The following is a 24,082-nucleotide window of genomic DNA, read 5'->3' on the forward strand; positions in this document are numbered from 1 at the left end:
ATATCATTTTTATGTCCGTTCAAGCGTCAAAAAAATCACCCTTAGCCTTATTTGTCAGCACCGGCTTAATGCTGTTTGCATTATTTTTTGGTGCCGGTAATCTTATTTTCCCTGCGCATATGGGGCAGCAGGCTGGAGCCAATTATTTAGAAGCGGTCATGGGTTTTGTCCTCACCGGTGCCGGTTTGCCTTTGCTCGGTATTTTGGCCATGTCTTACTCAGGCGCTCGTGATGTGCAGCATTTAGCTTCGCGTGTGAGTCCGCTTTTTGGTGTCTTTTTTGCTGTCACCCTTTATCTCTCTATCGGTCCCTTATTTGCCATGCCGCGGACGGCTACGGTGGCCTATGAGGTTGGTGTGAGCCCATATCTAGGTTCGGAGACATCTAGTACTTGGGGTTTATTGCTGTTTAGTATCGTTTTTTTTGCAGTGGCTTTCTGGCTGGCGATGTCCCCCAGTAAGTTATTAGACCGTATTGGTAAGATATTAACTCCCGTGCTATTAGTGAGTATTGCGATTTTAGCCTTTAAATCGTTGCTTGACCCAATGGGTGAACTGACAGCCCCCCAAGGTGCCTATGCGATGCACCCGGTAGTTGAGGGTTTCTTAGCCGGTTATCAAACCATGGATGCCTTGGCTTCCTTAGTGTTTGCGATTGTTGTGATTGGTGTGTTACAAGCCGAAGGGGTAAAAGCGAATGAGCAATTGATGCGCCTAACGATGGGTGCCGGTTTGTTGGCAGCGCTTTGTTTAGCCGTGGTTTATGGTTTAGTGACGTATTTGGGTGCAGGCAGTGTGGAGGTGACTGGCTGGCTGTCTAACGGCGCCGCCGTGCTCTCTGAAACGGCTCATTACTATTGGGGCAGCATGGGTAATTTGCTGTTATTGGTGATCATTCTGTTGGCTTGCTTAAGTACGGCGGTGGGCTTGATTGCTGCGTGTGCTGAGTATTTTAGTCGGTTGATGCCACAGCTCAGTTATAAGTTGTTTGTGATTATTTTCACATTAATTTCTTGTGGCTTAGCGAATAAGGGGCTCGAAGGGATCATCAATTTCTCTATTCCGGTATTGATGCTCTTATATCCCTTGACGGTTGTACTAATTCTTTTGACCTTTGCCAATTCGCTTTTTAAAGGGCGTCGTATTGTCTATATTTGTACCATGCTGGCAACGCTTGCGGTCAGTCTGGTAGATGCGTGGGATGCGGCATTTACGCTTAGCCCAGAGGCCAAGGCGTGGTTAGCGAGTTATTTACCTTGGCATGCGATTGGTTTAGGCTGGATTGTACCGGCTTTGCTGGGTATGCTTGTAGGCTTGATTTTATCTGCTGCGGGTCTTAAAAAAACCGTGAGCTAAATGCTTTTTTAATTCGGTGTGTTGGTGAAGCAGTCTTCGACAGAGTATAGGCCATTCGGTAAAGCCGAATTGGCCTTAATGCTCATTACGGTTTTCTGGGGCGGCACATTTTTGATTGTGCAGATCGCACTGAGTATGAGCGAGCCCTTTTTCTTTGTGGGTTTGCGCTTTGCCTGCGCAGCGGCTGCAGTCGCACTTTGTTCGCCAAAGGTGTTAAGGGGCTTGAGTTTTGAGGAGCTAAAGGCTGGTATCGCGATCGGTGTTTGTATATTTCTAGGATATAGTCTACAGACATTGGGATTGCAGACGATCCCCAGTAGTAAATCCGCTTTTTTAACAGCACTCTATGTGCCATTGGTGCCTTTGTTGCAATGGTTGTTTTTAAAGCGACGCCCGACTCGGCTGAATGCCTTGGGCATTATGCTTGCGTTTATGGGTTTAGCTTGTCTTGCTGGCCCTGATGGTTTGGAAGGTACGCTACTTGGGCGAGGGGAGTTATTCACGATTTTAGGTGCGCTCGCTATCGCCGCTGAAATTATTTTAATTAGTTGCTATGCCGGTAAAATTAATTTAATTCGTGTCACGGTGCTGCAGTTGTTGGTTACCTCAATCATTGCTTTTACTGTGTCCGCCGGGGTGGGTGAGCAGGTGCCTGATTTTTCGTGGGGCTTGATGGCGATTGTATTATTGATGGGCTTTGCTAGTGCAGTGATACAAACGACCATGAATTGGGCGCAAAAGCATGTTTCAGCCACTCGGGCAACCTTGATTTATGCTGCTGAGCCGGTATGGGGTGGGGTTTTCGGTAGACTCTATGGTGAACGTCTACCGTTTTTGTCTATTATCGGTGCCGGCTTGATCGTGCTTGGCGTGATTGTGAGTGAATTGCGTTTGAATGGTTTGAAACGCAAGGCTAAGCGTGGCGGTAGAGGATTACGCTAATTACGCACCATACTGCGCCCAAGGCACGGCTACTTTGACCTCACCGAACTCGGCAAAGTGTAGAAAGTTCTGAATTGATAGTTCACGCATGGCGTTGCGCGTCTCTACCGTCGCACTGGCTACATGCGGAGTGATCACTACATTGTCTAAGGCAAAGAGGGCCTCTGGTACCTGCGGCTCATTAACAAAAACATCCAGCCCAGCGCCGGCGATGGTTTTGTTTTGTAATGCCTTGACTAAGGCGGCTTCATCAACTACCGCACCGCGCGCAATATTAATTAAATAGGATTGTGGTCCAAGCGCTTCTAATACTTGTTGATTGACGATTTTCTCAGTCTCAGCAGTGGCTGGGGTGGCGACGATTAAATAATCGACAGCTTTAGCGAGTTCAATGGGCGAGGCGATATAGTGATAGTCCTCGGCCAGGTCTTGGCGAGGGTTGCGATTATGATAATAAATCTGCATGCGGAAACCCTTGGCGCGCGCTGCGATTTCTAAACCAATGCGACCCATGCCTAAAATACCTAGGCGCTTGCCCGTCACACTGACGCCTAGCGGATAGGGACCGTCACTCAGCCAGCGACCTGCGCGCACATAGCGATCGGAGACGCTAACTTGACGAGCCACATCTAGCATCAGGGCCATGGCTAAATCAGCCACACAGTCATTTAAGACATCGGGCGTGTAGCCGAGGCGGATTTGGCGACGGCGGATATATTCTTCATCATAGGGATCGTAACCGACACCGAAGCTACTAATGACCTGTAAATTAGGCAGCGCCTCTAGAAATTCGAGGCTCAATGGCTTAGTGGCCGAGCCGTACAGTGCCGTGACCCGTGCTAAGGTCTCAGGGCTTAGCGTAGAAGCCTCATCTAAATTTTTAATCTCGATAATCTCATAGTGCGCATTGAGCCTTGCTTTATCCTCGGCTGCGATATTTAATAAACTTAATAAAATCGGCTTCACGTGAAAAACTCCTGCTTAATTCTCTGGCTGCTTGATGGTGAATTTAAGAAATTTACAAGCGGTGCGAATAGGATAAGATAGCAGATATAAGCTCACAAAGGGAAGTCCCATGCGATACCACTCGGGGAAATCATTTAAAAGCCACGAGGCTTCTTGGTGTAGTCTTGGGTGCCATCTTTCAATCAGTTTACTGTTATTGAGGCCGAAATTAAAGCTAGCTTGGGTGCGATTGACACCCTGATGCCAAGCTGTGTGTTGACTCATCCATTGGTTGAATATATCAAAGTGCAGCTGCGCCCCGATAAAACGCTCTGCGAGCGCATAAAAGAATTGCTGATTCTCCTCCTGGCTAAGATACATCAGCACACCCTCAACGATAAAAAGAAAATCACCCTGTGGATAGTGTGCCAGTAACTCGTCCATCCATGCTGTTTCCAATAAACTGGCACGGATAAGCTGCTCATTAGGTCCAGGTGGTAATAGCTGGCGTCTAAAGTCAATCACCTCCGGCAAGTCTAATTGAATAAATACTGCTTTATCAGCGATGGGACCTAGCCGTTGTTTACGTGTATCCAGACCACAACCGATAATCACCACGATTGGTTGTGCATGGCTTTCAATAAACTCATGGCTGATCGTATCAAAATGCTTGCTGCGTATTGCGACACCTACCGCTGTGGTGCTGATATTGTCAAAAATTGAAAAATCATAATCAATCTGCGCTACTAATTTGAGGGCAAATTCATCATAAAGAATAGGGTGAGCCTGCTGTGACTCAAGGGCACGAGCGTATAAGGTGAGCATGATAGTATCTGCGACCCTATTTTTTAAAGTAAAAAGTACCTTTGTCATTGCGCCTCCTTATGCCATGTGGCTCTATGTGCACTGCGGATGACTGTACTTTGCTCGATTGATGTTGTTATTTAAAGAGAAAGCTAGCGGAGAAATCATTTGGGTGATTGCTGCTTAGTCATGTATTTTTTTTGATTATAGCAAAACCGCTTGAGCTAAAGTTGCTTTGAAAGTCATTTTCCACCTTAATTAAGCTAAGGCTAAATTCGTGATTGGGACTGAGATTGATTATTAAATAGCTTAGATGGTGCTGAAATAAAATCAGCTACAATGTTCAAAATTGACGCAGTGCGATGAATCAATCGGGCTGAGAGATAGATTTTTTAAGGAAGCTAGGTTTATGGTGGCTAAAGTAAGTGCCAGTGAAAGAAGTAGGGTGGCTAATAGATCCACCTTTGTCAGTGTCTTAGTCAATATACTGCTGACGATACTGCAAATAATCTTCGGTTTAATCACCTCTTCATATTCTTTGATTGCAGATGCTTTGCATAGCTTATCCGATCTTGTATCGGATGTCGTGGTATTAGTCGCAAACCGCTTTGCTAAGCAAAAGCCAAATGCTAAGCACCCGTTCGGACATTTTCGCTTTGAAACCATTGCCGTGCTGATCATTGCGGTACTGCTATTTGTGGTTGGGGCGCAGATTATTATGACCAGTGTGGAGCGCATGCAAAGTGGGGTGGTGCTCGAAATTAATGCGGGTCTTGCTTTTTTTATTGCTGTGGTGGCTATTGTAGCTAAGGAGCTTTTATACCGTTATATGGCACACGAGGCAAAGCGGGTTGAATCGGCGATGCTGATGGCTAATGCGCTACACGCCCGTTCAGATTCCATTTCATCATTGGTTGTGGCCATTGGTCTGGCGGCGCATTTTTTCGGTATTATGCATGCGGATTTGGTGGCGTCGCTAATTGTCGGCTCAATGATTGCTATCATGGGACTGAGAATGGGCTGGAGTGCCTTAATGGACTTGGCCGACCGTTCCGTGGATAAGGAGACCTTGGATAAGATTAGCAATGCGATTCGTGAAACGCCCGGTGTGGTTGATTTTCATGATCTTAAAACGCGTAAAGCAGGGGATTTTATCCTGGTTGAGCTGCATCTTGATCTGCCAGGGACAATGACCATTGCCGAGGGGCATGATATTTCTGATAGGATTGAGGCACGGATTAAAAACGAGGTGCCTTTGGTAATGAGTGTGTTGACACACTTTGACCCAATACATTTTCCTGCGCCGGCGGCACCTGCAATGGCTAAAGAAAGGGGCACGTATTAAGACCTTTGCGTCTTCTCAAGAGCGAAGCTGGGCAGTGGTTTTTTTGTGAACTAGCCATATGACTTCCCTAAGCTTGCAATATGTGCTACAGTTATGCTCTTATTCAAGTCTGCTAAGCCTTGTGAGTGATTTGGTTTTACGTTTAAAGCAATCACTTGCTGCTTAAAAAGTGTTTGAGTTTTTATCACTGTTTTTATGAATGTTGTTAAAACGCACATTTAAACAATAAAAATTAAAAATTCTTTAAAAAAGACTTGCAATATCTGTTTAATAGTTGCATAATACTATTTTACTTAGTTCAGTTCCCCCGTAGCTCAGTCGGTAGAGCGACGGACTGTTAATCCGCAGGTCACTGGTTCAAGTCCAGTTGGGGGAGCCACTAAATTCTAAGTAAATCAATTGATTAGCCGCTTAAGCGTTGACAGCTTTAAGCGGTTTTTTTGTGTCTACTGTTAATGTGGTATTGCTGCCTAAAACTCTAAAGCTGTCGATGCCGATTAGGATAAGTGGGGTGCCATCAGTCAGTTCAATTTTAGATTCGAGTTTATGAGCTACACAGAGTTGATAAGCAAGGGCGAACTGGGGAATTAATAGAAAGTAGTATATGCTACTAAGTCGTTGTTTTTATTGTTCACAAGCGATTTTTATGTTAAATAATAAAATTGTCGGGAGTACTGCGTCTAAAAAATGCAACACTCCCTTTGTAATTTTAGATGATTTAAACTCAGTTGCTTAATTCCTGCGCAGCTTTTTATTGTGCATTGCTCAATTTTTGACCAATTTACGGGCGAATGTGATCACCAAGCTCTCTTTATGGGGCAGTTGTAGGTTTAATGGAAAGGCGAATTCCCATTGAGGTCATGAGCTTTAGCACGGTGTCATAGCGAGGTTTAGCGTTGGGGGCAAGGGCTTTATATAGGCTCTCACGACCAATACCAGCCTCCTTAGCAACCTGGGTCATACCACGTGCTCTTGCGACATCAGAAAGCGCAGCTAAGAAGAGTGCCGGATCATTTTCATCTAATGCGGCTGAAAGATATTCGATGATCGCGTCCTCACTTTTTAAATATTCTGCTGCGTCGTAGGGGCTAATTTCTATCGTTGTCATGAGCGTTCCTTTTGAATTTGTTTCCACATATCGATGGCGGTTTTTATGTCACGTTTCTGAGAGGACTTATCACCACCACACAGTAGCAAGTAAACAACGTAATCTTCACGAGCGTAATACACCCGATAACCTGGTCCAAAGTGAATACGCATCTCAGAAATACCATCACTGAGGTACTTAGTGCCTCCAAAGTGAGGTTGTAAGATATTATGTAACTTGATTTTGCATGTGGTTCAGAAATCTTTCCCCAAGCTCAACGAAACGCATCGCTTAAAGACAGCGGACAGCCTATCCCAGCTTAAACAGGCTCAGGCACGATCTTGCTCTTAGAATAGCAATGTGCATATATTTTGTATAGAAAAACAAAATATAAAATACCAAAGCTAATAATGGATAGTATCGTCCACAAAATAATATAGCCAAGCATGCTATCTAAGCCAATATCACAAACAACACGACCTACTCGATTGTCATTGGGATCATATACATAGGTTTTATTGATAATATAGCGCTGCATATAGTAGGGGAATACAATTAGCGCCAATCCAAAGGTCACGATCGTCAGTAAAATCCAGATTAAAGCGTGGCCTAATACATCTAGGGTGCCAAGCTCACATTTAAGGCGATAGTAGCCGAGCGGTAATGCGGTTTTGTTATAGCTTAGCGTTTCAATAAAGTCGTTATCCATAAGTATCCTCTCAAAAGGTGTATTATCAAAAGATCCTATTATATTAATAGTTTAATATTTAAATATTATGACATATACAATAATCTAAATATACTGTTTTTGTATATGCCCATGATCTAGTTAAGGACCTTAAGCGCGATGACTCAAAACAATGCTTTATCTTTTCGCAATTTACCCGCTAATTATTTTAAAGACACTTACGGTCTCAGCTTGACCCATTCGGAGTTGTTGGCGGCGACACCTTATTTTGTTGGAGATAGGGCACTGGATATCGGCTCTGGGCGTGGGCGTAATAGTCTGTATTTGGCCCAGCATGGTTATCAGGTGGATGCCTTTGATGTGAATCCGCAGGCGATTCAAATCCTTGACACGATTATCGAACAAGAGGGCATTCAAAGTATTCGCACCTTTATCAAGGATCTTAATCAGGATCCGAGCATTGATGGACAGTATGATGTGTTGCTTTGTACCGTGGTGATGATGTTCTTAAAAGCGGCAACCATTCCTCAGCTGATCGAGCAGATGCAAGCAGCCACCAAAGCGGGCGGCTTGAATATTATCGTCTGCGCGATGGATACCGAAGCTTATCCGGCGAAGTCAGATTTCAGTTTCAGTTTCAAAGCGGGTGAGTTGCGTAATTACTATCAAGGCTGGGAGCTTCTGAAGTATAACGAGGACGTAGGCGAGTTGCATCGACGTAATCCTGACGGTAGTTTTATAAAGCAGCAATTTGCCACCCTAATTGCCAAAAAGCCATTATAAAATAGCGCTATCTCAGTTTAGCGGATGTTTATGATGACACCATACAGCAAATTTTTAATCCCTATATTAGCGGCGCTAAGCTTAAGTGCTTGCGGTGATGCTAAGGACGATCCACAGCATCAATTGACGGTAATTCGTTTTAACTTTATTAATGCTTGTACCTTTTATGCGGGTAAGCGCAATGCTAATTTCTGTGGTTGTGCTTATGATGAGATGCTCAAGGAATTTGGTCAGGATAATGTCATTGCCTTGGGTGGGGTGGCAGATGAGTCGGAATTAAGTGATGCCGCTCAAATTGAAACGTATCGAGAGATGCAGCGCTTTATTAGCGGTACCACGGAGGGAGTCTGTAAGGATTTAATCGTGGCAACACCGCAGGCTGATCCGGAGGATAAGCCCTTTTTCCGTCGTCTTATTCCTGAAAAATAATTGACATTAAACTGTCATCACAGCGACCTAAGCTTGTCATCAAAGCTTTTTATACTGCTTCATCGATATCCACTTAACTCACACGTAGAGGACATGATGAAGTTAAAAACGATTAGCGCTTATGTTGCAAGCACTTTTTTTGCTTTAACTGCTGGTATGACAGCGCTACAGGCTGCTGAGCAATACCCAGCAAAACTAGCCGGTCATTTGATATTAGCCGGTGATACTAAAATTCAAGTGCCTGAGGATGCGCCCAAGGATTTGCAGGTGAATGGTAAGTTCCATGAAAAGCATCGTGTTGATGACTTGGGTGCGATTGAGGGTAAATCTAATGGTCGTCCCACTGGTGTGAGCTTTCCATTTAAAGGTCAAGCCATTCAAGGACATTCCGGTATTGTTAATAATGGTGATGGTACCTTTTGGTTGCTAACGGATAATGGCCTGGGTAATAAATTAAACTCGAGCGATAGTGCCTTATATTTTAATTTATATAAAATTGATTTTGACAAGGATCAATGGGAGCATTTGGAGACGGTCTTTATTAAGGATCCACAAAAAAATATCCCGTTCCGTATTACGCACGAAGACACGGAAGCGCGTTATTTAACGGGTGCTGATTTTGATCCTGAAAGCTTGCAGGTAGTTGGGGATAATTTTTGGGTGGGCGAGGAGTTTGGTCCATTTTTATTAAAATTAGACCGTCAAGGTAATGTCCTTAAGGTGTTCGAAACTGAGGTGGATGGCAAGGTAGTGAAATCACCTGACTATCCTGGTATGACCTTACCAGGCAGTCCCGATGCCAAGTTACCGGAGTTTCAAGTGCGTCGTTCCAAAGGGTTTGAGGGGATGGCCTTATCTGCTGATGGTAAAAGCTTATATCCGCTATTAGAGGGGGTGCTGTGGGATAGCGAGAAAAAAGCCTTTGAGGAAGTAGAAGGTAAACCGGTCTTACGCATGTTAGAGTTTAATTTAGCTGATGAGAAATACAGCGCTAAGTCATGGTTCTATCCATTAGAAGATGCCAAGCACTCAATTGGTGACTTTAATATGATCGATGAGCGTTACGGCTTGATTATTGAACGCGACGATACAGAAGGGACTGCGAATAAAGCATGTAAAGAGGGCGATGATAAAACACGCTGTTTTGATAATGTGGCGAACTTCAAGCGTGTTTATAAGATCGAGCTTAAACCGGAAGAGCAGATGATCCGTAAGGTAGCTTATATTGACTTGATGGATATCCAGGATCCGGACGGCAAATCTCAGTTTGATTTGATTGATGGCAAGTTTCAGTTTCCTTTCTTTACCATTGAAAATGTCGATGTAGTCGGTGACCGCTATATCGTTGTCGGCAATGATAATAACTATCCTAAATCAAGCAGTCGTGAGCCTAATGTAGCCGACGATAATGAGTTGATTTTGTTGGATGTAAAAGAGTTTCTAGAGGCTAAATAAGCACCTGTGGGCGGTTGATTTTTTCCGATAATTTACAATTCAACACAGGTTCTTTTGCGCGAAGCGATTATGATTTAGGTATGAAGCATAAGGTAGCTTATGCTTCTTCTAAATTATTTCACCTAAACAGGAGAATGTCTTATGTCTAAAAAAGGCTTTTGTGACGATATTGAGAAATTAACCGAGGAAAATGACTTATATCGTAAGGTACTCTACACAGGCAAGAATTTGCAGCTTGTATTAATGACTTTACAACCGGGCGAGGAGATCGGGGCTGAGGTGCATGAAACGCATGATCAGTTTTTTCGCTTCGAAGAGGGTAAGGGTAAGCTTGTTATTGATGATAATGAGTACGAGATCAAGGCTGATTTCGGTGCCATTGTACCTGCCGGTGCCAAGCACAATGTGATTAATACTGGCGATGAGCCCTTAAGACTGTATACGATTTATGGCCCGCCAGAGCATCGTGATGGTGTGGTGGTTGATGTCAAAGCCAACGAAAAAGAAGAGCATTTCGACGGTAAGACCACCGAGTAGTTGTTTGGCTTTTCAGACTCATCCCCGAGTTGTTATTAGACAATTCGGGGATTTTTTATGTAGGATTAAATTTAGCTGAGAAGCGCTTAATCATGAAATCCTTTGGCGCCCTCGGCTATAATCTAAATTTCCGGCTAGGCCCTTAGAGGGCGCATTATCGACATGTCTACAAAATACATATTCGTAACCGGCGGTGTGGTATCTTCTTTGGGCAAGGGGATCGCCGCTGCATCGCTTGGTGCTATTCTCGAATCACGTGGCCTTAAGGTCACGATGCTCAAATTAGATCCCTATATTAATGTTGACCCCGGGACCATGAGTCCGCTGCAGCATGGTGAGGTTTTTGTGACTGAAGACGGTGCAGAAACCGACCTCGACTTGGGGCACTATGAGCGTTTCGTCTCTGCCAAGATGCATAAGCAGAATAACTTCACCACCGGCCAAATTTATGAGTCGGTGCTGCGTAAGGAGCGTCGTGGCGAGTACTTGGGCAAGACGGTTCAGGTGATTCCTCACATTACCAATGAAATTCAAGATTTTATTGTCCGCGGTGCCAAGCGCGCCTTTGATGGTGAAGCAGATATTGCCATTGTAGAGATTGGCGGGACCGTGGGTGATATCGAGTCCCTGCCGTTTTTGGAGGCTGCTCGTCAGATGAGTTTACGTTTGGGACGCCAGGGGGCGGCCTTTGTGCATTTGACCTTGGTACCATTTATCCCATCGGCGGGTGAGCTTAAGACGAAACCGACCCAGCATTCGGTACAAAAGATGCGCGAAATAGGTTTATATCCTAATGCTTTACTCTGTCGTGCTGATCGTCGAATTCCAGATGATGAGCGGGGTAAGATTTCTTTATTTTCCAATGTTCCTTTTGATGCAGTGATTTCAGTTTGGGATGAGACCAGTATTTACAAAATCCCTTCCATGTTGCATCAGCAAAAGTTGGATGAGATTTTATTAGATGCGCTGGGCATTGATGCACCAGCCGCTGACCTCAGTAGCTGGGATAATCTTGTTTATGCCATGGAGCATCCTAAGCATTGCGTGACCATTGGGATGGTGGGTAAATACGTTGAGTTAACCGAATCCTATAAGTCGCTTAACGAGGCCTTGATGCATGCTGGGGTGCAGACGGATACTCAGGTTGTTATCGAGTACATTGATGCCACGGATATTGAAGAGGGTAAGACTGAGTTACTTGAGCAGCTAGATGCGATTCTTGTGCCCGGTGGCTTCGGTAAGCGCGGCACCGAGGGTAAGATCAAAGCGATTCAATACGCTCGCGAAAATGGCGTGCCTTATCTTGGTATTTGTTTGGGTATGCAGTTAGCAACCATTGAATTCGCACGTCATGTGGCGGGCTTTAGTGGCGCCAATAGCACCGAGCTTGATCCTTCAACTGCCCATCCTGTGGTGGCCTTGATTACCGAGTGGCAGGACCGTGAGGGTCATGTCGAAAGACGTGATGCCAAGAGTGATTTAGGTGGTACCATGCGTAAGGGCTTGCAGTCTTGTCCGGTTAAGCCAGGCACCTTAGCTGCCGAGATTTACGGTGACACGGTGAATGAGCGCCATCGCCACCGCTATGAGGTAAATAATGTCTACGCCGAGCCGCTTGAAAAGGCCGGTTTGATCATCAGTGCGCGTACGCCTGAGGATAACTTACCTGAAATCATCGAGATAGCCGACCATCCGTGGTTCTTAGGCGTGCAGTTCCATCCTGAGTTTACCTCGAAGCCACGTACCGGTCATCCTTTGTTTACGAGTTATATCAAAGCTGCATTAGCGGCCAAGGGTGAAAAATGAATTTAGTAGGATATGAAGTGGGTTTAGATAAACCCTTCTTCTTAATTGCTGGTCCTTGCGTGATTGAATCGCGAGCCATGATCATGGATATCGCTGCCGAATTAAAGGCAATCACCGATGACTTGCAAATCCCATTTATTTTTAAAAGCTCATTTGATAAGGCAAATCGAAGCTCCAGCGCTTCATTCCGTGGCTTAGGTATGGCCGAGGGCCTGGATATTTTGGCGCAAGTACGTGAGAGCCTGGGGGTACCGGTGTTAACCGATGTGCACGATCAATCTCAGGTGGCTGCAGTGGCGGAAGCGGTGGATGTGCTACAGACCCCAGCTTTTTTATGTCGTCAAACGGATTTTATTCGTGCCTGCGCGGCTACCTTAAAGCCGGTTAATATCAAAAAAGGGCAGTTTTTAGCGCCATTAGATATGCTGCAAGTGGTCAATAAAGCGCGTGAGGCTGCGCTTGAGGCTGGCGGTGATGGTAAGAATATCTTAGTTTGCGAGCGAGGAGCTAGTTTTGGCTACAATAACTTGGTTTCCGATATGCGTTCGCTTGCCTTAATGCGCCAAACCGATTGCCCAGTTGTTTTTGATGCGACGCACTCGGTACAATTGCCGGGTGGGCAGGGTACTTCTTCTGGCGGTCAGCGCGAATTTGTGCCGGTCTTAGCTAGAGCAGCAGTGGCCGTAGGCATTAGCGGCTTATTTATGGAGACCCATCCAGACCCAGTGCATGCCTTATCCGATGGCCCTAATGCCGTACCACTTGGCAAAATGCGGGACTTACTGCAAACCCTCAAGGTGTTAGATGAGACAGTGAAGTCTCAGCCATTACTGGAAGATGATTTTGGCCTTTAATACAATTTAGCTAATTGCTTAGCTAGCAATGATTTTTTTATTTAAACAGGAAGATATCTCATGAGTGCAATTGTCGATATTATTGGTCGCGAAATTTTAGATTCTCGCGGCAATCCTACCGTTGAATGTGATGTACTACTAGAATCCGGGGCCATGGGTCGTGCTGCTGTTCCCTCCGGTGCTTCAACCGGTGCCCTGGAAGCGCATGAGTTGCGCGATGGCGATAAAAGTCGCTACTTGGGCAAGGGTGTGTTAAAAGCCGTTGAGTATATCAATACTGAAATCTCTGAGGTATTGTTAGGCTTAGATGCGCAGGAGCAAAGCTTTATCGATCGCACCTTAATTGATTTAGACGGCACAGAAAATAAGTCACGTTTAGGTGCCAATGCGATTTTAGCCGTTAGTATTGCTGTGGCTAAAGCGGCGGCTGAAGAGGCGGGCTTATCCTTGTATCGCTACTTTGGTGGCTCTGGCTTATTTAGCCTACCAGTACCCATGATGAATGTGATTAATGGTGGCGCACATGCCAATAATAACCTCGATATGCAGGAGTTCATGATTCTGCCGGTGGGTGCCGAGAGTTTTCGTGAAGCCCTCCGCATGGGGACCGAGGTATTTCATGCATTAAAAAGCTTGATTCATGATCAGGGCATGCCGACTGCTACAGGTGATGAGGGCGGATTTGCGCCTAACGTTGAAAATCACGAAGCGGCGATTCAGTTAATTCTTCAAGCCATTGATAAGGCGGGTTATGAAGCTGGTTCACAAATTGCGATTGGCTTAGACTGCGCTAGTTCTGAGTTCTATCGTGACGGTAAATATCACTTAGCAGGTGAGGGTGATATTGCGCTTAGCTCTGAGGAATTCGCAAATTTACTTGCTTCTTGGTGTGATAAATATCCAATCATCACCATTGAAGATGGTATGGCTGAGGATGACTGGGAAGGTTGGAAAATCCTTACTGAAAAGCTGGGCGATAAGGTTCAGTTAGTGGGTGACGATTTATTTGTTACCAATACCAAAATCCTTAAAAAGGGCATCCAACAAGGTGTGGCGAATTCTATTCTGATTAAAATCAATCAGATTGGTACTTTAACTGAAACCTTTGAAGCCATTGAAATGGCTAAACGTGCGGGTTATACCGCCGTCATCTCGCACCGTTCGGGCGAGACCGAAGATGCCACCATCGCTGACCTAGCGGTAGGTAGCAATGCCATGCAAATCAAGACCGGTTCTTTATGCCGTTCGGATCGTATGGCGAAGTACAATCAACTCTTACGAATTGAAGAGGAATTAGCCGAAGTCGCTGTTTATCCTGGGATAGAGGCTTTTTATAATATTCGTAAGTAATTGCGCTGATTAATATACGATTTAAGCGATGAGACTGCTGCTTTTAGTCATTGTGCTGGCTTGTTTAGCAATACAGATTCCCCTGCGTTGGGGCGGCTTTGGCTATGCCCAGGTCAATGTATTAGAGCAGCAGTTGGAGGCGCAGCTACAGCATAATAAGGCCCTTGAAGCGCGCAACAATGCGATGCAAGCGGAAATTGATGATCTGCGAGGTGGTACCGAGGCGCTAGAAGAAAGAGCACGGGTGCAATTAAATATGATTCTAGACAATGAGAATTTAGTACAGCTCTTGCCTGATAAAGATTCAGATGAGTGATGTCCTTGTTTAAATCCATGATATTAGTGACTGCTGAGGCAGTCATTTTTTTTGGAAATTTATAGTTAAAAGGCTTGAAAATTTAACTAGCTCCCTTATAATTCATAAAACTAATTGCTAATAGTTATCATTTACATGGAGAGTGTATGTTTAAGTTTTCTTCTGTTTTTGCCGCAGCCGTTTTAGGTGTTGCTTCTTTTAATGCCTTAGCTGCTGATGAGGTTAATATTTACACCACGCGCGAGCCGGGCTTAATTCAGCCATTACTCGACGAATTCACTAAAGAAACCGGGATTAAAGCAAATACGGTGTTTGTTAAAGACGGTTTAACCGAGCGCGTTAAGTCCGAGGGGGCCAATTCACCAGCAGATGTGTTGATGACAGTGGATATCGGTCGTTTATTAGACGTGGTGGATGCGGGTTTAACCCAGGCAATTGATTCGGCAGATTTAGAAGAGCACGTGCCTGCCGCCTTTAAGGATCCAAATAAGCATTGGTACGCTTTGTCCCTACGTGATCGCGTGGTTTATGTGGCTAAAGATTTAGATCTTAAAGAAATGAACTATGAGGATTTGGCTGATCCTAAGTACAAGGGTAAGGTTTGCTCGCGCTCTGGTCAACACCCCTATAACACCAGCTTAATCGCTGCTAAAATCGCTCACGACGGCGTTGAGGCTGCTGAGGAGTGGCTCAAAGGCGTTAAAAATAACTTAGCTCGCAAGGCTGCTGGCGGTGATCGTGAGGGAGCGCGTGATATTTTAGCCGGCATTTGTGATTTAGCAATTGGTAATGCCTATTACGTCGGTCGTATGAAAAATGCGGAGGCGGGTTCGGATCAGCATAAATGGGGTGAAGCCATCAATGTGATTCGTCCTACTTTCAAAAACTCTAAATCTAACGGCACCCATGCCAACATCACGGGGGCAGCGATTGCTAAGAATGCGCCTAACCATGATAATGCGATTAAATTATTGAATTTCCTGATTTCTGAAAAGGGTCAATCAATGTACGCCAAGAGTAATTATGAATACCCAGTGCGTGCGGGTGTTGAGTTGGATCCCGTGGTTGCAAGCTTCGGTCCATTGAAAATCGATGAAATTCATATTCTAGAAATTGCTAAACATCGTCAAGAAGCAAGTGAATTGGCTGACAAAGTTGGTTTTGATCAGTAATATTCATGTAAAATAGCTAGCTTGGAGAGTTTTACAAGTTCACATGTTTAGTCATCAAGCCAAGCTACAAAGGGTGCAAGGTTGGAGTATGGGTTCCATCCTTGCGCTTCTTTTTGTGCTTATTGTTTTTTTGCCCATTGCCGCCTTAGCTGTGCATGCGATAAGCTCCGGTGTGGATCACTGGGCTAATCTCTGGCGTTATGTGTTGCCGGCAGCCACTAAGAATACCCTGATTTTATTGGGCGGGGTAGCCTTGGTGGTCTCTATTGTGGGCACGACTACCTCATGGTTGGTCACTGCCTTTCATTTTCCCACAAGGAATATCCTCGTTTGGGCCTTATTGTTGCCGCTCAGTTTACCAGCCTATATTATGGCCTTTGCCTATGTGGATTTATTGCATCCTTTAGGGCCAATTCAAGGCTTTATACGTGACTTATTAGGTTATAGTTCACCGCGTCAATTCCGACTTCCGGATGCGCGTTCAATGTGGGGTGGGATTTTAGTGATGAGTATGTCACTCTATCCCTATGTGTATTTTACGACGCGGGCGATGTTTATCAATCAGCCGGTTAATTTAATCGAGGCTGCCCGGGTGTTAGGTTGTAACCAGCGACAAGCTTTTTTTCGTTTGATTTTGCCATTGGCGCGACCGGCGATTGTGATCGGCGTGGTACTGGCTTTATTAGAAACCTTGAATGACATTGGCGCGTCAGAATTTTTAGGCATTCAAACCCTGACGACATCGATTTTTAATACCTGGGTTGCTCGTTCTAATTTGGGTGGGGCAGCGCAAATTGCCTGTATTATGCTGTCGGTGGTGGTGTTGTTAATTTATATTGAGCGACAAGCGCGGCGGCGTCAACGCTATAGTAATGCGCAGCGTATGACGACTGTTAAACCACGTCAGCTTAAGGGATGGCAAGCGATGGCTGCGATGCTGTATTGCTGGTTGCCGATTCTCATAGGCTTTGTTGCGCCGGTATGGTATTTGTCTTGGGAAGCTTATAAGCGCTTAGCCCAGGGGCAAGTGATTTCTGCGAATTTATGGAAGAGCGCATGGAATACGGTTTACGTATCCTTGGTGGCGACCGTGATCACGGTGCTAGTCGGCCTATTAATTGTGTGGGTGATGCGGGACCCTCGCTTTAAGTTTAAAAAGCATTTTGCGCGTATCGGCAGTTTAGGCTATGCCATTCCTGGGACGGTCTTGGCTATCGGCTTATTAAGCCCGTATGCTTGGGCCGATTCAGCACTTGCAAGTGTGTTGACTAAGCTCTTTAGTTTGCCGCCACAGCTATATATTATGGGTGGGATTAGCGGTTTGGTGATTGCTTATATGGTACGTTTTTTGGCAATGACCATCGGTGCCTTAGAAGCTGGGTATGAGCGTATTCCACCCCAACTGGATACCGCTGCGCGTAATTTGGGTCGTAGTTATAGAGAGACCTTTTTGCTGGTGCATTTGCCGCTATTAAAGCCGGCCATTGGTACGGGTGCGGTATTGGTTTTTGTCGATACCATGAAGGAATTATCGATTACCTTATTGCTGCGCCCCATGAATTTTGAAACCTTAGCCACTTGGCTGTATGCCGAAGCGGCGCGTGGTACCTACGAAGAGGGTGTGATTGCTGCCTTATTAATTGTGGCAGTGGGATTGATTCCGGTGATTTTCCTAGCCCGCAGTCAAGAGAAGATTAAGTATTAAGATTAAGTATGAGTTTATTAAGCTTAGAAAGCGTTGATGTTGTTTATGCGAATGCAAATACCAGCAATCGTGTAGTGCATGACTTTAGTATGCGCTTGGAGCAAGGTGAGATAGTCTGTCTGCTTGGACCTTCCGGTTGTGGTAAAACCACGGTCTTACGAGCCATTGCCGGTTTTGAGCCAATTACTGCGGGTCGTATTTTATTAGATGAGCGCGTGTTATCGCTACCTGGGCGGTTATTGGCGCCGGAAGAACGTCATATCGGCATGATGTTTCAGGATTATGCGCTGTTTCCGCACCTTACGGTGGAAAGTAATATTCGTTTCGGTCTACATAAATGGGATAAAAAAGCCGCCAAGGCGCGCGTGGAAGAAATGCTTGAGTTGGTTGGTTTAAGCCGGTTTATCAAGCGCTATCCGCATGAGTTATCTGGTGGGCAGCAGCAGCGAGTGGCCTTGGCCCGGGCGATTGCGCCAAAACCAAGATTATTGCTCTTAGATGAAGCCTTTTCTAATCTGGATGTGGACACCCGTGAGCGTTTAGCCATGGAGGTGCGCGATATTCTTAAGCAAAATAATCTCTCCGCCATTTTAGTTACGCACCATCAGTCCGAGGCTTTAGCCATGGGGGATCGCATTGCGTGGATGCATTGCGGACAATTGAGCCGTTGGGTTGAAAATCAGCACAAGCAGGCGACGCTAGAGGATATACAGGCGCTAGGCGCAGCCTTATTGCATCCAGAGGCGCGCTATCCGGACTATTGCCCGGCGGGCTAGCTGCTAATTGAGGTGTGCCTGCTGCTCAAGTTCAAGCTCATAGAGCTTTTTGAGGGAAAATAAGCGTTCACGCTTAAGAAACTCGGGCACACTCAGTACTGGCTTGGCGACCTCCATCGCATCAATCGCAAAGAGCTCGAATAAATCCATCATCAGAGCCTTATGCTCGGGCCAGAGCATGCTCAGCAGTTGATCGGGACTGTATAAAGAGAGGCCTAGTTCGCGAATCTCCCGTCGGGCAAAGTCCCTTAGGTTCCAAGTAATAATGGAAATCATATGCTGCGGCGCTTTTTGTTGCATACATAGACCGCAGGCAATGACGTGATGATCCTTTTTATCACTGTAGCGCAAGTGCTTTTCATAGGCGTGCACCACGCCCATATTGGCCTCAGGAAATTGCTGCTGCATAAAATTCCACTCACGCTCGGCAAAATCCTCACTCACATCCCAGATCTTTGGGATATTGCGCCGCCACTCCTCGCCGATATACTCACCCCAGATTGGTGCAATGCATTGATGTTGGGCTAGACGCATCAACAGCTTTCTAACGGTATTGGAAATAAGTACGCAGGTATCAAGTACAACATAATGGGGCGTTGGTAAAGGGGTATACATACAATCTGTGATTATCGTACCGTGGTAAAGACTAAAATTAGAATCTGCAGTTTAGCAAATTCTTTTGAAAATCTCATGATAAGCCCTTGAAAAAACAGAAGCTCACCTTATCTACTAAGCATAGCAAGGGAGTCGACAGTTTGTAGTAACTAAGACAAATAGGTCCTAGCTCCCGATAATTATTTTTGAAGGTGTATTCATTATGAGATTTGATAAATTAACTACTAAGTTTCAACAGGCTTTGGGTGATGCTCAAAGTCTTGCTGTACACCACGACAATGCGTATATCGAGCCAGTGCATGTGTTGATGGCTCTTATTTCCGATCCTGACAGTGGAGCCAGTAGTTTATTGGCCCGTGCTGGGGTACAAGTGAATCGTCTGCGCACTGCCTTGGATACAGAAATTAGCCAGCTACCACAGGTAAGCGGCGATACGAATCTACAAATCAGTAGAGACTTAAATAATTTACTTAATCGCACGGATAAGGAGGCCTTAGACCGTGGCGATGAGTTTGTGGCAAGCGAGCTGTTTTTACTAGCCCTTGCTGACGATAAAGGACCTGCTGGTCGTGCGTTACAAGCCGCCGGTATGAATAAGGCAGCCTTAGCCAAAGCCATTGATGATGTGCGTGGCGGTGAAAATGTCACGGATGCCGAGGGCGAGTCCAATCGTGAGGCATTGAAAAAGTATACCTTAGACTTAACTGAACGTGCCCGTCTAGGTAAACTCGATCCGGTGATTGGGCGTGATGATGAAATTCGTCGCGTTATCCAGATCCTCCAGCGTCGCAGCAAAAATAACCCGGTCTTAATTGGTGAGCCGGGTGTGGGTAAAACGGCCATTGTCGAGGGTTTGGCGCAGCGTATTGTGAATAATGAGGTACCAGAAAGTTTGCGTGGCAAGCGTGTCTTATCCTTGGACTTGGCGGCTTTATTAGCTGGCGCTAAGTTCCGTGGTGAGTTTGAGGAGCGCCTCAAAGCGGTGCTTAAGGAGCTAGCCCAAGACGATGGTCAAAATATCGTCTTTATTGATGAATTGCACACCATGGTGGGTGCCGGTAAGGCAGAAGGTGCGATGGATGCGGGCAATATGCTAAAACCTGCATTAGCACGTGGTGAGTTACATTGTGTGGGTGCAACTACGCTAGATGAGTATCGTCAGTATATTGAAAAGGATGCGGCCTTGGAGCGTCGTTTCCAAAAGGTCTTGGTGGGTGAGCCCGATGTTGAGTCGACCATTGCGATTCTGCGCGGTCTAAAAGAGCGTTATGAAGTGCATCACGGGGTCTTAATTACTGACCCAGCGATTGTGGCGGCGGCTGAGCTTTCACATCGTTATATTTCCGACCGTTTCTTGCCGGACAAAGCCATTGACTTAATTGATGAGGCAGCGGCGCGCATCCGTATGGAAATCGACTCTAAACCAGAGGTGATGGATAAGCTTGATCGTCGCATCATTCAATTGAAGATCGAGCGTGAAGCAGTGCGCAAGGAAGAGGATGATGCCTCCTAACGCCGTCTAAAGCATATCGAAGATGAGTTAGAGCAACTGCAGCGTGAGTATAACGACTACGAAGAAGTATGGAAAGCTGAGAAAGCGGCGGTACAAGGTGCGCAGTCGATTAAAGAGGAAATTGAAAAAGCGCGTGCAGAAATGGCCGAATGCCAGCGTAATGGTGAGTTCGAGAAGTTGGCTGAAATTCAATACAGCTTACTACCTAAACTTGAACATCGCCTGAAAGAGGCTGAAGCAGTGGCATCAGAGGAAAAACCGCGCTTACTGCGGACTGAGGTTGGTTCCGAAGAAATTGCTGAGGTGGTATCACGGGCTACCGGTATTCCAGTCTCTAAAATGATGCAGGGTGAGCGTGCCAAGTTACTCAGCATGGAAGAGAAATTAGAGCAACGTGTGGTTGGTCAGAATGAAGCAGTTAATCTGATTGCCGATGCGATTCGTCGCTCTCGTTCTGGTTTATCCGATCCGAATCGCCCTTATGGTTCTTTCTTATTCCTAGGACCTACCGGTGTGGGTAAAACCGAGCTTACGAAGAGCTTGGCTAATTTCTTATTTGACTCGGACGATCATATGATTCGTATCGATATGAGTGAGTTTATGGAAAAACACTCCGTGGCTCGTTTAATCGGTGCGCCTCCGGGCTATGTGGGCTATGAAGAGGGTGGTTATTTAACTGAAGCAGTACGTCGTAAGCCTTATAGCGTGGTGCTGTTGGATGAGGTTGAAAAAGCACATCCAGACGTCTTTAACGTGCTCTTGCAAGTGTTGGATGATGGTCGCTTGACCGACGGTCAGGGTCGTACGGTGAGCTTTAGAAATACCGTTATCATCATGACCTCCAACCTTGGTTCGGAGCATATTCAACGCATGCAGGATGAGCCTTATGATGCGGTTAAAGCGGTGGTATGGGAAGAGGTTAAGCAGTCTTTCCGTCCAGAGTTCCTAAACCGTATTGATGAGGTGGTGGTGTTCCACTCACTGGATCAGAAAAATATCCAAGCCATTGCTAAAATTCAGATTGATCGTTTGGTTGAACGAGTTCAAGCCATGGAAATGGATCTGCAGATCACGGATGCTGCTTTAGCGGTATTGGCGGAGGCTGGTTTTGATCCGGTGTTTGGTGCTAGACCGTTAAAACGTGCAATACAGCAAAAGGTTGAGAATCCACTGTCTAAGTTGATTCTTGAAGGTAAATTTGCTGAAAAAGATGTGATTGTGGTTGATGCCAAAGACGGTGAGCTTGTGTTTAATAAGGCTTAAGGCTATATGTATTTGATTTAAGACAAATACGTAATCAGGAAAACCCTTAATAGTAAATTATTAAGGGTTTTTTTGTATTCACAAGATAGGGAGTTAAGGTACACTATTATGGACTTCTGAATTACTTTTGCCGTCTAGTCATATTAACGTCATTTTAGTAAGTTAGAATTCATTTTGTTTTTTAGTTTTACGAGAGTTATACATGTCTAAAGAAAACGGCGTTGTTAAGTGGTTTAACAATCAAAAGGGTTTTGGTTTTATTAAACCGGCTTCAGGTGGTCAGGATTTATTTGTACATCACACGGATATTGATACCGAGGGTTACCGTACCTTAGAGGAAAATCAGGAAGTTAGTTTTGTCGTGGCTGATGGCCCTAAAGGCCCTCAGGCCAAAGAGGTGACCCCAGTCGCTAAGTAGTCGCTTCGCTGATTGCCTAGTACGATAGCCTAGTCGATAGCCTTTATTAGGGCTGCTTATTTCACACCCAGCTTGGATTTAATCTGAGCTGGGTGTTTTATTTTGGATCTAATAACAGGATAGACGATGATTGCACTAGACACTATAAATGATAATTGTTATCATTTCATTTGTTTGGAATGATGATAAGCAGCCCTGAGCTTTGCTTGTTTAAAGAGTATCTTTAGAAAAAAGTGCATCCGGAATCGAATTATATTTACCCTGAATCAACTTGGAAAATCCGCCTATTAAGTGCTGTTTGCGTGGGCGCTTTATTTGCTGGTGTTTATTCCTTGATTAGTTATAGTTATGCTTTCAATGTCCCCGAGCCCAAAGGGCAGGAGGAGATTGTAGAGGTCGCATTCTTTGAGCCAGAGGCGCCAATACCTTTAGGTGAGCAGTTGGAAGAACCAGAACCGGAACCGGAGCCTGAACCGGAACCAGAACCGGAGCCTGAGCCGGAACCCGAACCTGAGCCGGAACCCGAACCTGAGCCTGAGCCTGAGCCGGAACACGAACCCGAACCGGAACCGGAACCCATTGTTGAGCCCAAGCCGAAACCAAAACCGAAACCGAAACCAAAACCTAAAGCAGTGGAGCGGCCTAAACCACAGCCCAAGCCTCAAGCACCACAACAATTTAAGTCGTTAACGAAGACGACGAAACCATTCGGCACACCCACCGGTCAGCCTAATGCGAAACCGGCCGCCCCCGTGAGTGGTCAAGCAGTTAATGTCTCGGCTTTGAATTTTGCGCGTCGTCCAAACTTGCGGGTGGACAGTAGTCATGGCTTTGCCCGTGGGCAAACGGTAGCAATTCGTGTGCGGGTGACGGTGGACGAGAAAGGGCGGCTGATGGATGTCAATATTTTATCGGGCGGTAATCCTCGTTTAAATCGTGATCTATTGCGTCAATTGCGTCAACAACTAGCCTTTAAGCCACATGTGGTCAATGGTGTGGCGCGTAAGGCACGGGGTGATTTCACCATTAATATTCAAGTGAGATAGTTTTTCTTTTTATTTAATTTTGAAGTGCAAATTATGAACCTAGTCAAAACCATTTTAAATCAAATTGCGGAGCCGGCAGCGCAGGCAAGTACGGAAGCTACGGCTAAGGCAGCTGAACAGCTAACCACTCAACAGAATATGCTGCATTTTGTAGAGCAAAGTGATGTTGTCGGCAAGACGCTTTTTGTGATTTTGTGTTTGATGTCTATGCTGACGTGGTATTTGATTTTTGTAAAGGGTATCTCCAATCGAATTCAGAGTATTCGTAGTAAGCGTTTTTTAAAGCGCTTTTGGAACGCCAAATCACTCGATGAAGTGGCCGCTGATCTTGAACAAAACGGCTATAACAATCCCTTTGGACGTTTAGCTCACCATGCGATTAAGGCCAGTCATTATCATCAGCAATACGGCGGTTCACGCTTATCGGATATCGGTAGCAGTGCAGATTTTACGATTCGCAATATGCGCCGTGTGATTGATGAGGAAACGGCTCGTATGGAAAATGGTTTGACCGTGATGGCTTCGATCGGTGCGACCTCGCCCTTTATCGGTTTATTCGGTACGGTTTGGGGTGTTTATCATGCCTTAATTAATATCGGGATGTCGGATGGGGTCAATATTAACGAGGTAGCTGGGCCGGTGGGTGAGGCTTTGATTATGACCGGTTTAGGTTTGGCGGTGGCCATTCCAGCGGTGTTGGCTTTGAATGCTTTTGTGCGTAGAAACCGTGTCATGCTGTCCAAAATTGATAGCTTTGCACACGATGTGTTTGCCTTTGTTTCTACGGGCGCCACCATTCAAACGACGGATAGCTTAACTGTGTCAAAAGCTGTGGCCACACCGGTACAGACTCAGCCTCAATCTATAAAGGAATAGCT

At 45.5% G+C, this 24,082-nt stretch carries 23 protein-coding genes, 1 tRNA gene and 1 pseudogene; 19 read left to right on the forward strand and 6 right to left on the reverse strand.

Annotation, left to right across the window (positions count from 1 at the left end):
* Nucleotides 1–11: 11 nt before the first annotated feature.
* Together brnQ and HMPREF3179_RS06895 are read left to right on the forward strand one after the other, a co-directional pair.
* A complete protein-coding gene (gene brnQ / locus HMPREF3179_RS06890; RefSeq protein WP_070470298.1) occupies nt 12–1,355 on the forward strand; it encodes a branched-chain amino acid transport system II carrier protein in 1,344 nt (447 codons plus the stop codon).
* Between the two features lie 24 nt (nt 1,356–1,379).
* Nucleotides 1,380–2,297, forward strand: a complete 918-nt coding sequence (locus HMPREF3179_RS06895) for a DMT family transporter (protein ID WP_040614087.1) — start codon at nt 1,380–1,382, stop codon at nt 2,295–2,297.
* On the opposite strand, the gene HMPREF3179_RS06900 is transcribed toward HMPREF3179_RS06895, so the two are convergent.
* Both HMPREF3179_RS06900 and HMPREF3179_RS06905 read right to left on the reverse strand, forming a co-directional pair.
* Complete coding sequence (locus tag HMPREF3179_RS06900; RefSeq protein WP_048768378.1) at nt 2,298–3,263, reverse strand: 2-hydroxyacid dehydrogenase; 966 nt, start codon at nt 3,261–3,263, stop codon at nt 2,298–2,300.
* Between the two features lie 15 nt (nt 3,264–3,278).
* On the reverse strand, nt 3,279–4,115 hold the full coding sequence (locus HMPREF3179_RS06905; protein WP_070470302.1) for a class I SAM-dependent methyltransferase: 837 nt from the start codon (nt 4,113–4,115) through the stop codon (nt 3,279–3,281).
* 340 nt (nt 4,116–4,455) lie between these two features.
* Between HMPREF3179_RS06905 and HMPREF3179_RS06910 the strand changes: the two genes are divergently transcribed.
* Complete coding sequence (locus HMPREF3179_RS06910; RefSeq protein WP_070470304.1) at nt 4,456–5,391, forward strand: cation diffusion facilitator family transporter; 936 nt, start codon at nt 4,456–4,458, stop codon at nt 5,389–5,391.
* A gap of 303 nt (nt 5,392–5,694) precedes the next feature.
* Nucleotides 5,695–5,770: transfer RNA gene (locus tag HMPREF3179_RS06915), tRNA-Asn, on the forward strand.
* A gap of 432 nt (nt 5,771–6,202) precedes the next feature.
* Here the strand turns inward: HMPREF3179_RS06915 and HMPREF3179_RS06920 are convergent.
* The 3 genes from HMPREF3179_RS06920 to HMPREF3179_RS06925 all read right to left on the reverse strand — a co-directional run bounded on the left by HMPREF3179_RS06920 (nt 6,203) and on the right by HMPREF3179_RS06925 (nt 7,187).
* A complete protein-coding gene (locus HMPREF3179_RS06920; RefSeq protein ID WP_036560810.1) occupies nt 6,203–6,499 on the reverse strand; it encodes an addiction module antidote protein in 297 nt (98 codons plus the stop codon).
* A complete protein-coding gene (locus HMPREF3179_RS11995; RefSeq protein WP_256388749.1) occupies nt 6,496–6,720 on the reverse strand; it encodes a type II toxin-antitoxin system RelE/ParE family toxin in 225 nt (74 codons plus the stop codon). The genes HMPREF3179_RS06920 and HMPREF3179_RS11995 overlap by 4 nt, the downstream gene beginning before the upstream one ends.
* A gap of 77 nt (nt 6,721–6,797) precedes the next feature.
* Nucleotides 6,798–7,187 carry a DUF6693 family protein gene (locus tag HMPREF3179_RS06925; protein ID WP_036560808.1) on the reverse strand — a complete coding sequence of 130 codons (390 nt, stop codon included), beginning with the start codon at nt 7,185–7,187 and terminating at the stop codon, nt 6,798–6,800.
* A gap of 138 nt (nt 7,188–7,325) precedes the next feature.
* Here HMPREF3179_RS06925 and tehB point away from each other — a divergent pair, with 138 nt between their 5' ends.
* From tehB to HMPREF3179_RS06980, 11 genes are all read left to right on the forward strand, one after another.
* Complete coding sequence (tehB, locus tag HMPREF3179_RS06930; RefSeq protein WP_070470307.1) at nt 7,326–7,949, forward strand: tellurite resistance methyltransferase TehB; 624 nt, start codon at nt 7,326–7,328, stop codon at nt 7,947–7,949.
* 30 nt (nt 7,950–7,979) lie between these two features.
* Entirely contained in the window at nt 7,980–8,378 is a 399-nt protein-coding gene (locus HMPREF3179_RS06935) for a hypothetical protein (protein WP_048768385.1), read from the forward strand.
* Between the two features lie 96 nt (nt 8,379–8,474).
* Complete coding sequence (locus HMPREF3179_RS06940) at nt 8,475–9,833, forward strand: esterase-like activity of phytase family protein (RefSeq protein WP_210398759.1); 1,359 nt, start codon at nt 8,475–8,477, stop codon at nt 9,831–9,833.
* 141 nt (nt 9,834–9,974) lie between these two features.
* Nucleotides 9,975–10,370 carry a cupin domain-containing protein gene (locus tag HMPREF3179_RS06945; RefSeq protein WP_070470310.1) on the forward strand — a complete coding sequence of 132 codons (396 nt, stop codon included), beginning with the start codon at nt 9,975–9,977 and terminating at the stop codon, nt 10,368–10,370.
* A gap of 162 nt (nt 10,371–10,532) precedes the next feature.
* Complete coding sequence (locus HMPREF3179_RS06950; RefSeq protein WP_070470313.1) at nt 10,533–12,176, forward strand: CTP synthase; 1,644 nt, start codon at nt 10,533–10,535, stop codon at nt 12,174–12,176.
* Entirely contained in the window at nt 12,173–13,030 is an 858-nt protein-coding gene (gene kdsA / locus HMPREF3179_RS06955; RefSeq protein WP_048768387.1) for a 3-deoxy-8-phosphooctulonate synthase, read from the forward strand. The genes HMPREF3179_RS06950 and kdsA overlap by 4 nt, the downstream gene beginning before the upstream one ends.
* 60 nt (nt 13,031–13,090) lie before the next feature.
* The gene (gene eno, locus HMPREF3179_RS06960; protein ID WP_070470316.1) at nt 13,091–14,380 is read left to right on the forward strand and encodes a phosphopyruvate hydratase; all 1,290 of its coding nucleotides are present in this window, start codon (nt 13,091–13,093) and stop codon (nt 14,378–14,380) included.
* A gap of 28 nt (nt 14,381–14,408) precedes the next feature.
* Nucleotides 14,409–14,696, forward strand: a complete 288-nt coding sequence (locus tag HMPREF3179_RS06965) for a septum formation initiator family protein (RefSeq protein WP_018026298.1) — start codon at nt 14,409–14,411, stop codon at nt 14,694–14,696.
* A 146-nt stretch (nt 14,697–14,842) separates the two neighbouring features.
* The gene (locus tag HMPREF3179_RS06970; RefSeq protein WP_070470318.1) at nt 14,843–15,868 is read left to right on the forward strand and encodes an extracellular solute-binding protein; all 1,026 of its coding nucleotides are present in this window, start codon (nt 14,843–14,845) and stop codon (nt 15,866–15,868) included.
* Between the two features lie 43 nt (nt 15,869–15,911).
* On the forward strand, nt 15,912–17,573 hold the full coding sequence (locus HMPREF3179_RS06975) for an ABC transporter permease (RefSeq protein WP_018026300.1): 1,662 nt from the start codon (nt 15,912–15,914) through the stop codon (nt 17,571–17,573).
* A gap of 8 nt (nt 17,574–17,581) precedes the next feature.
* A complete protein-coding gene (locus HMPREF3179_RS06980; RefSeq protein WP_070470323.1) occupies nt 17,582–18,349 on the forward strand; it encodes an ABC transporter ATP-binding protein in 768 nt (255 codons plus the stop codon).
* A gap of 3 nt (nt 18,350–18,352) precedes the next feature.
* Here HMPREF3179_RS06980 and HMPREF3179_RS06985 read toward each other — a convergent pair whose 3' ends face one another.
* The gene (locus tag HMPREF3179_RS06985; protein WP_083290716.1) at nt 18,353–18,964 is read right to left on the reverse strand and encodes a PIN domain-containing protein; all 612 of its coding nucleotides are present in this window, start codon (nt 18,962–18,964) and stop codon (nt 18,353–18,355) included.
* 202 nt (nt 18,965–19,166) lie between these two features.
* On the opposite strand from HMPREF3179_RS06985, the pseudogene clpB reads away from it, so the two are divergent.
* From clpB to HMPREF3179_RS07005, 4 genes and pseudogenes are all read left to right on the forward strand, one after another.
* Nucleotides 19,167–21,740, forward strand: a pseudogene (gene clpB / locus HMPREF3179_RS06990) (ATP-dependent chaperone ClpB).
* A 202-nt stretch (nt 21,741–21,942) separates the two neighbouring features.
* The gene (locus HMPREF3179_RS06995; RefSeq protein WP_018026304.1) at nt 21,943–22,158 is read left to right on the forward strand and encodes a cold-shock protein; all 216 of its coding nucleotides are present in this window, start codon (nt 21,943–21,945) and stop codon (nt 22,156–22,158) included.
* A 233-nt stretch (nt 22,159–22,391) separates the two neighbouring features.
* Nucleotides 22,392–23,204 carry an energy transducer TonB gene (locus HMPREF3179_RS07000; protein WP_246824407.1) on the forward strand — a complete coding sequence of 271 codons (813 nt, stop codon included), beginning with the start codon at nt 22,392–22,394 and terminating at the stop codon, nt 23,202–23,204.
* Nucleotides 23,205–23,237: 33 nt separating this feature from the next.
* A complete protein-coding gene (locus tag HMPREF3179_RS07005) occupies nt 23,238–24,080 on the forward strand; it encodes a MotA/TolQ/ExbB proton channel family protein (RefSeq protein WP_070470330.1) in 843 nt (280 codons plus the stop codon).
* The last annotated feature ends 2 nt before the right edge of the window (nt 24,081–24,082 follow it).

The organism is Oligella sp. HMSC09E12, from assembly GCF_001808505.1.
GTDB classification, from domain to species: domain Bacteria; phylum Pseudomonadota; class Gammaproteobacteria; order Burkholderiales; family Burkholderiaceae_B; genus Oligella; species Oligella urethralis.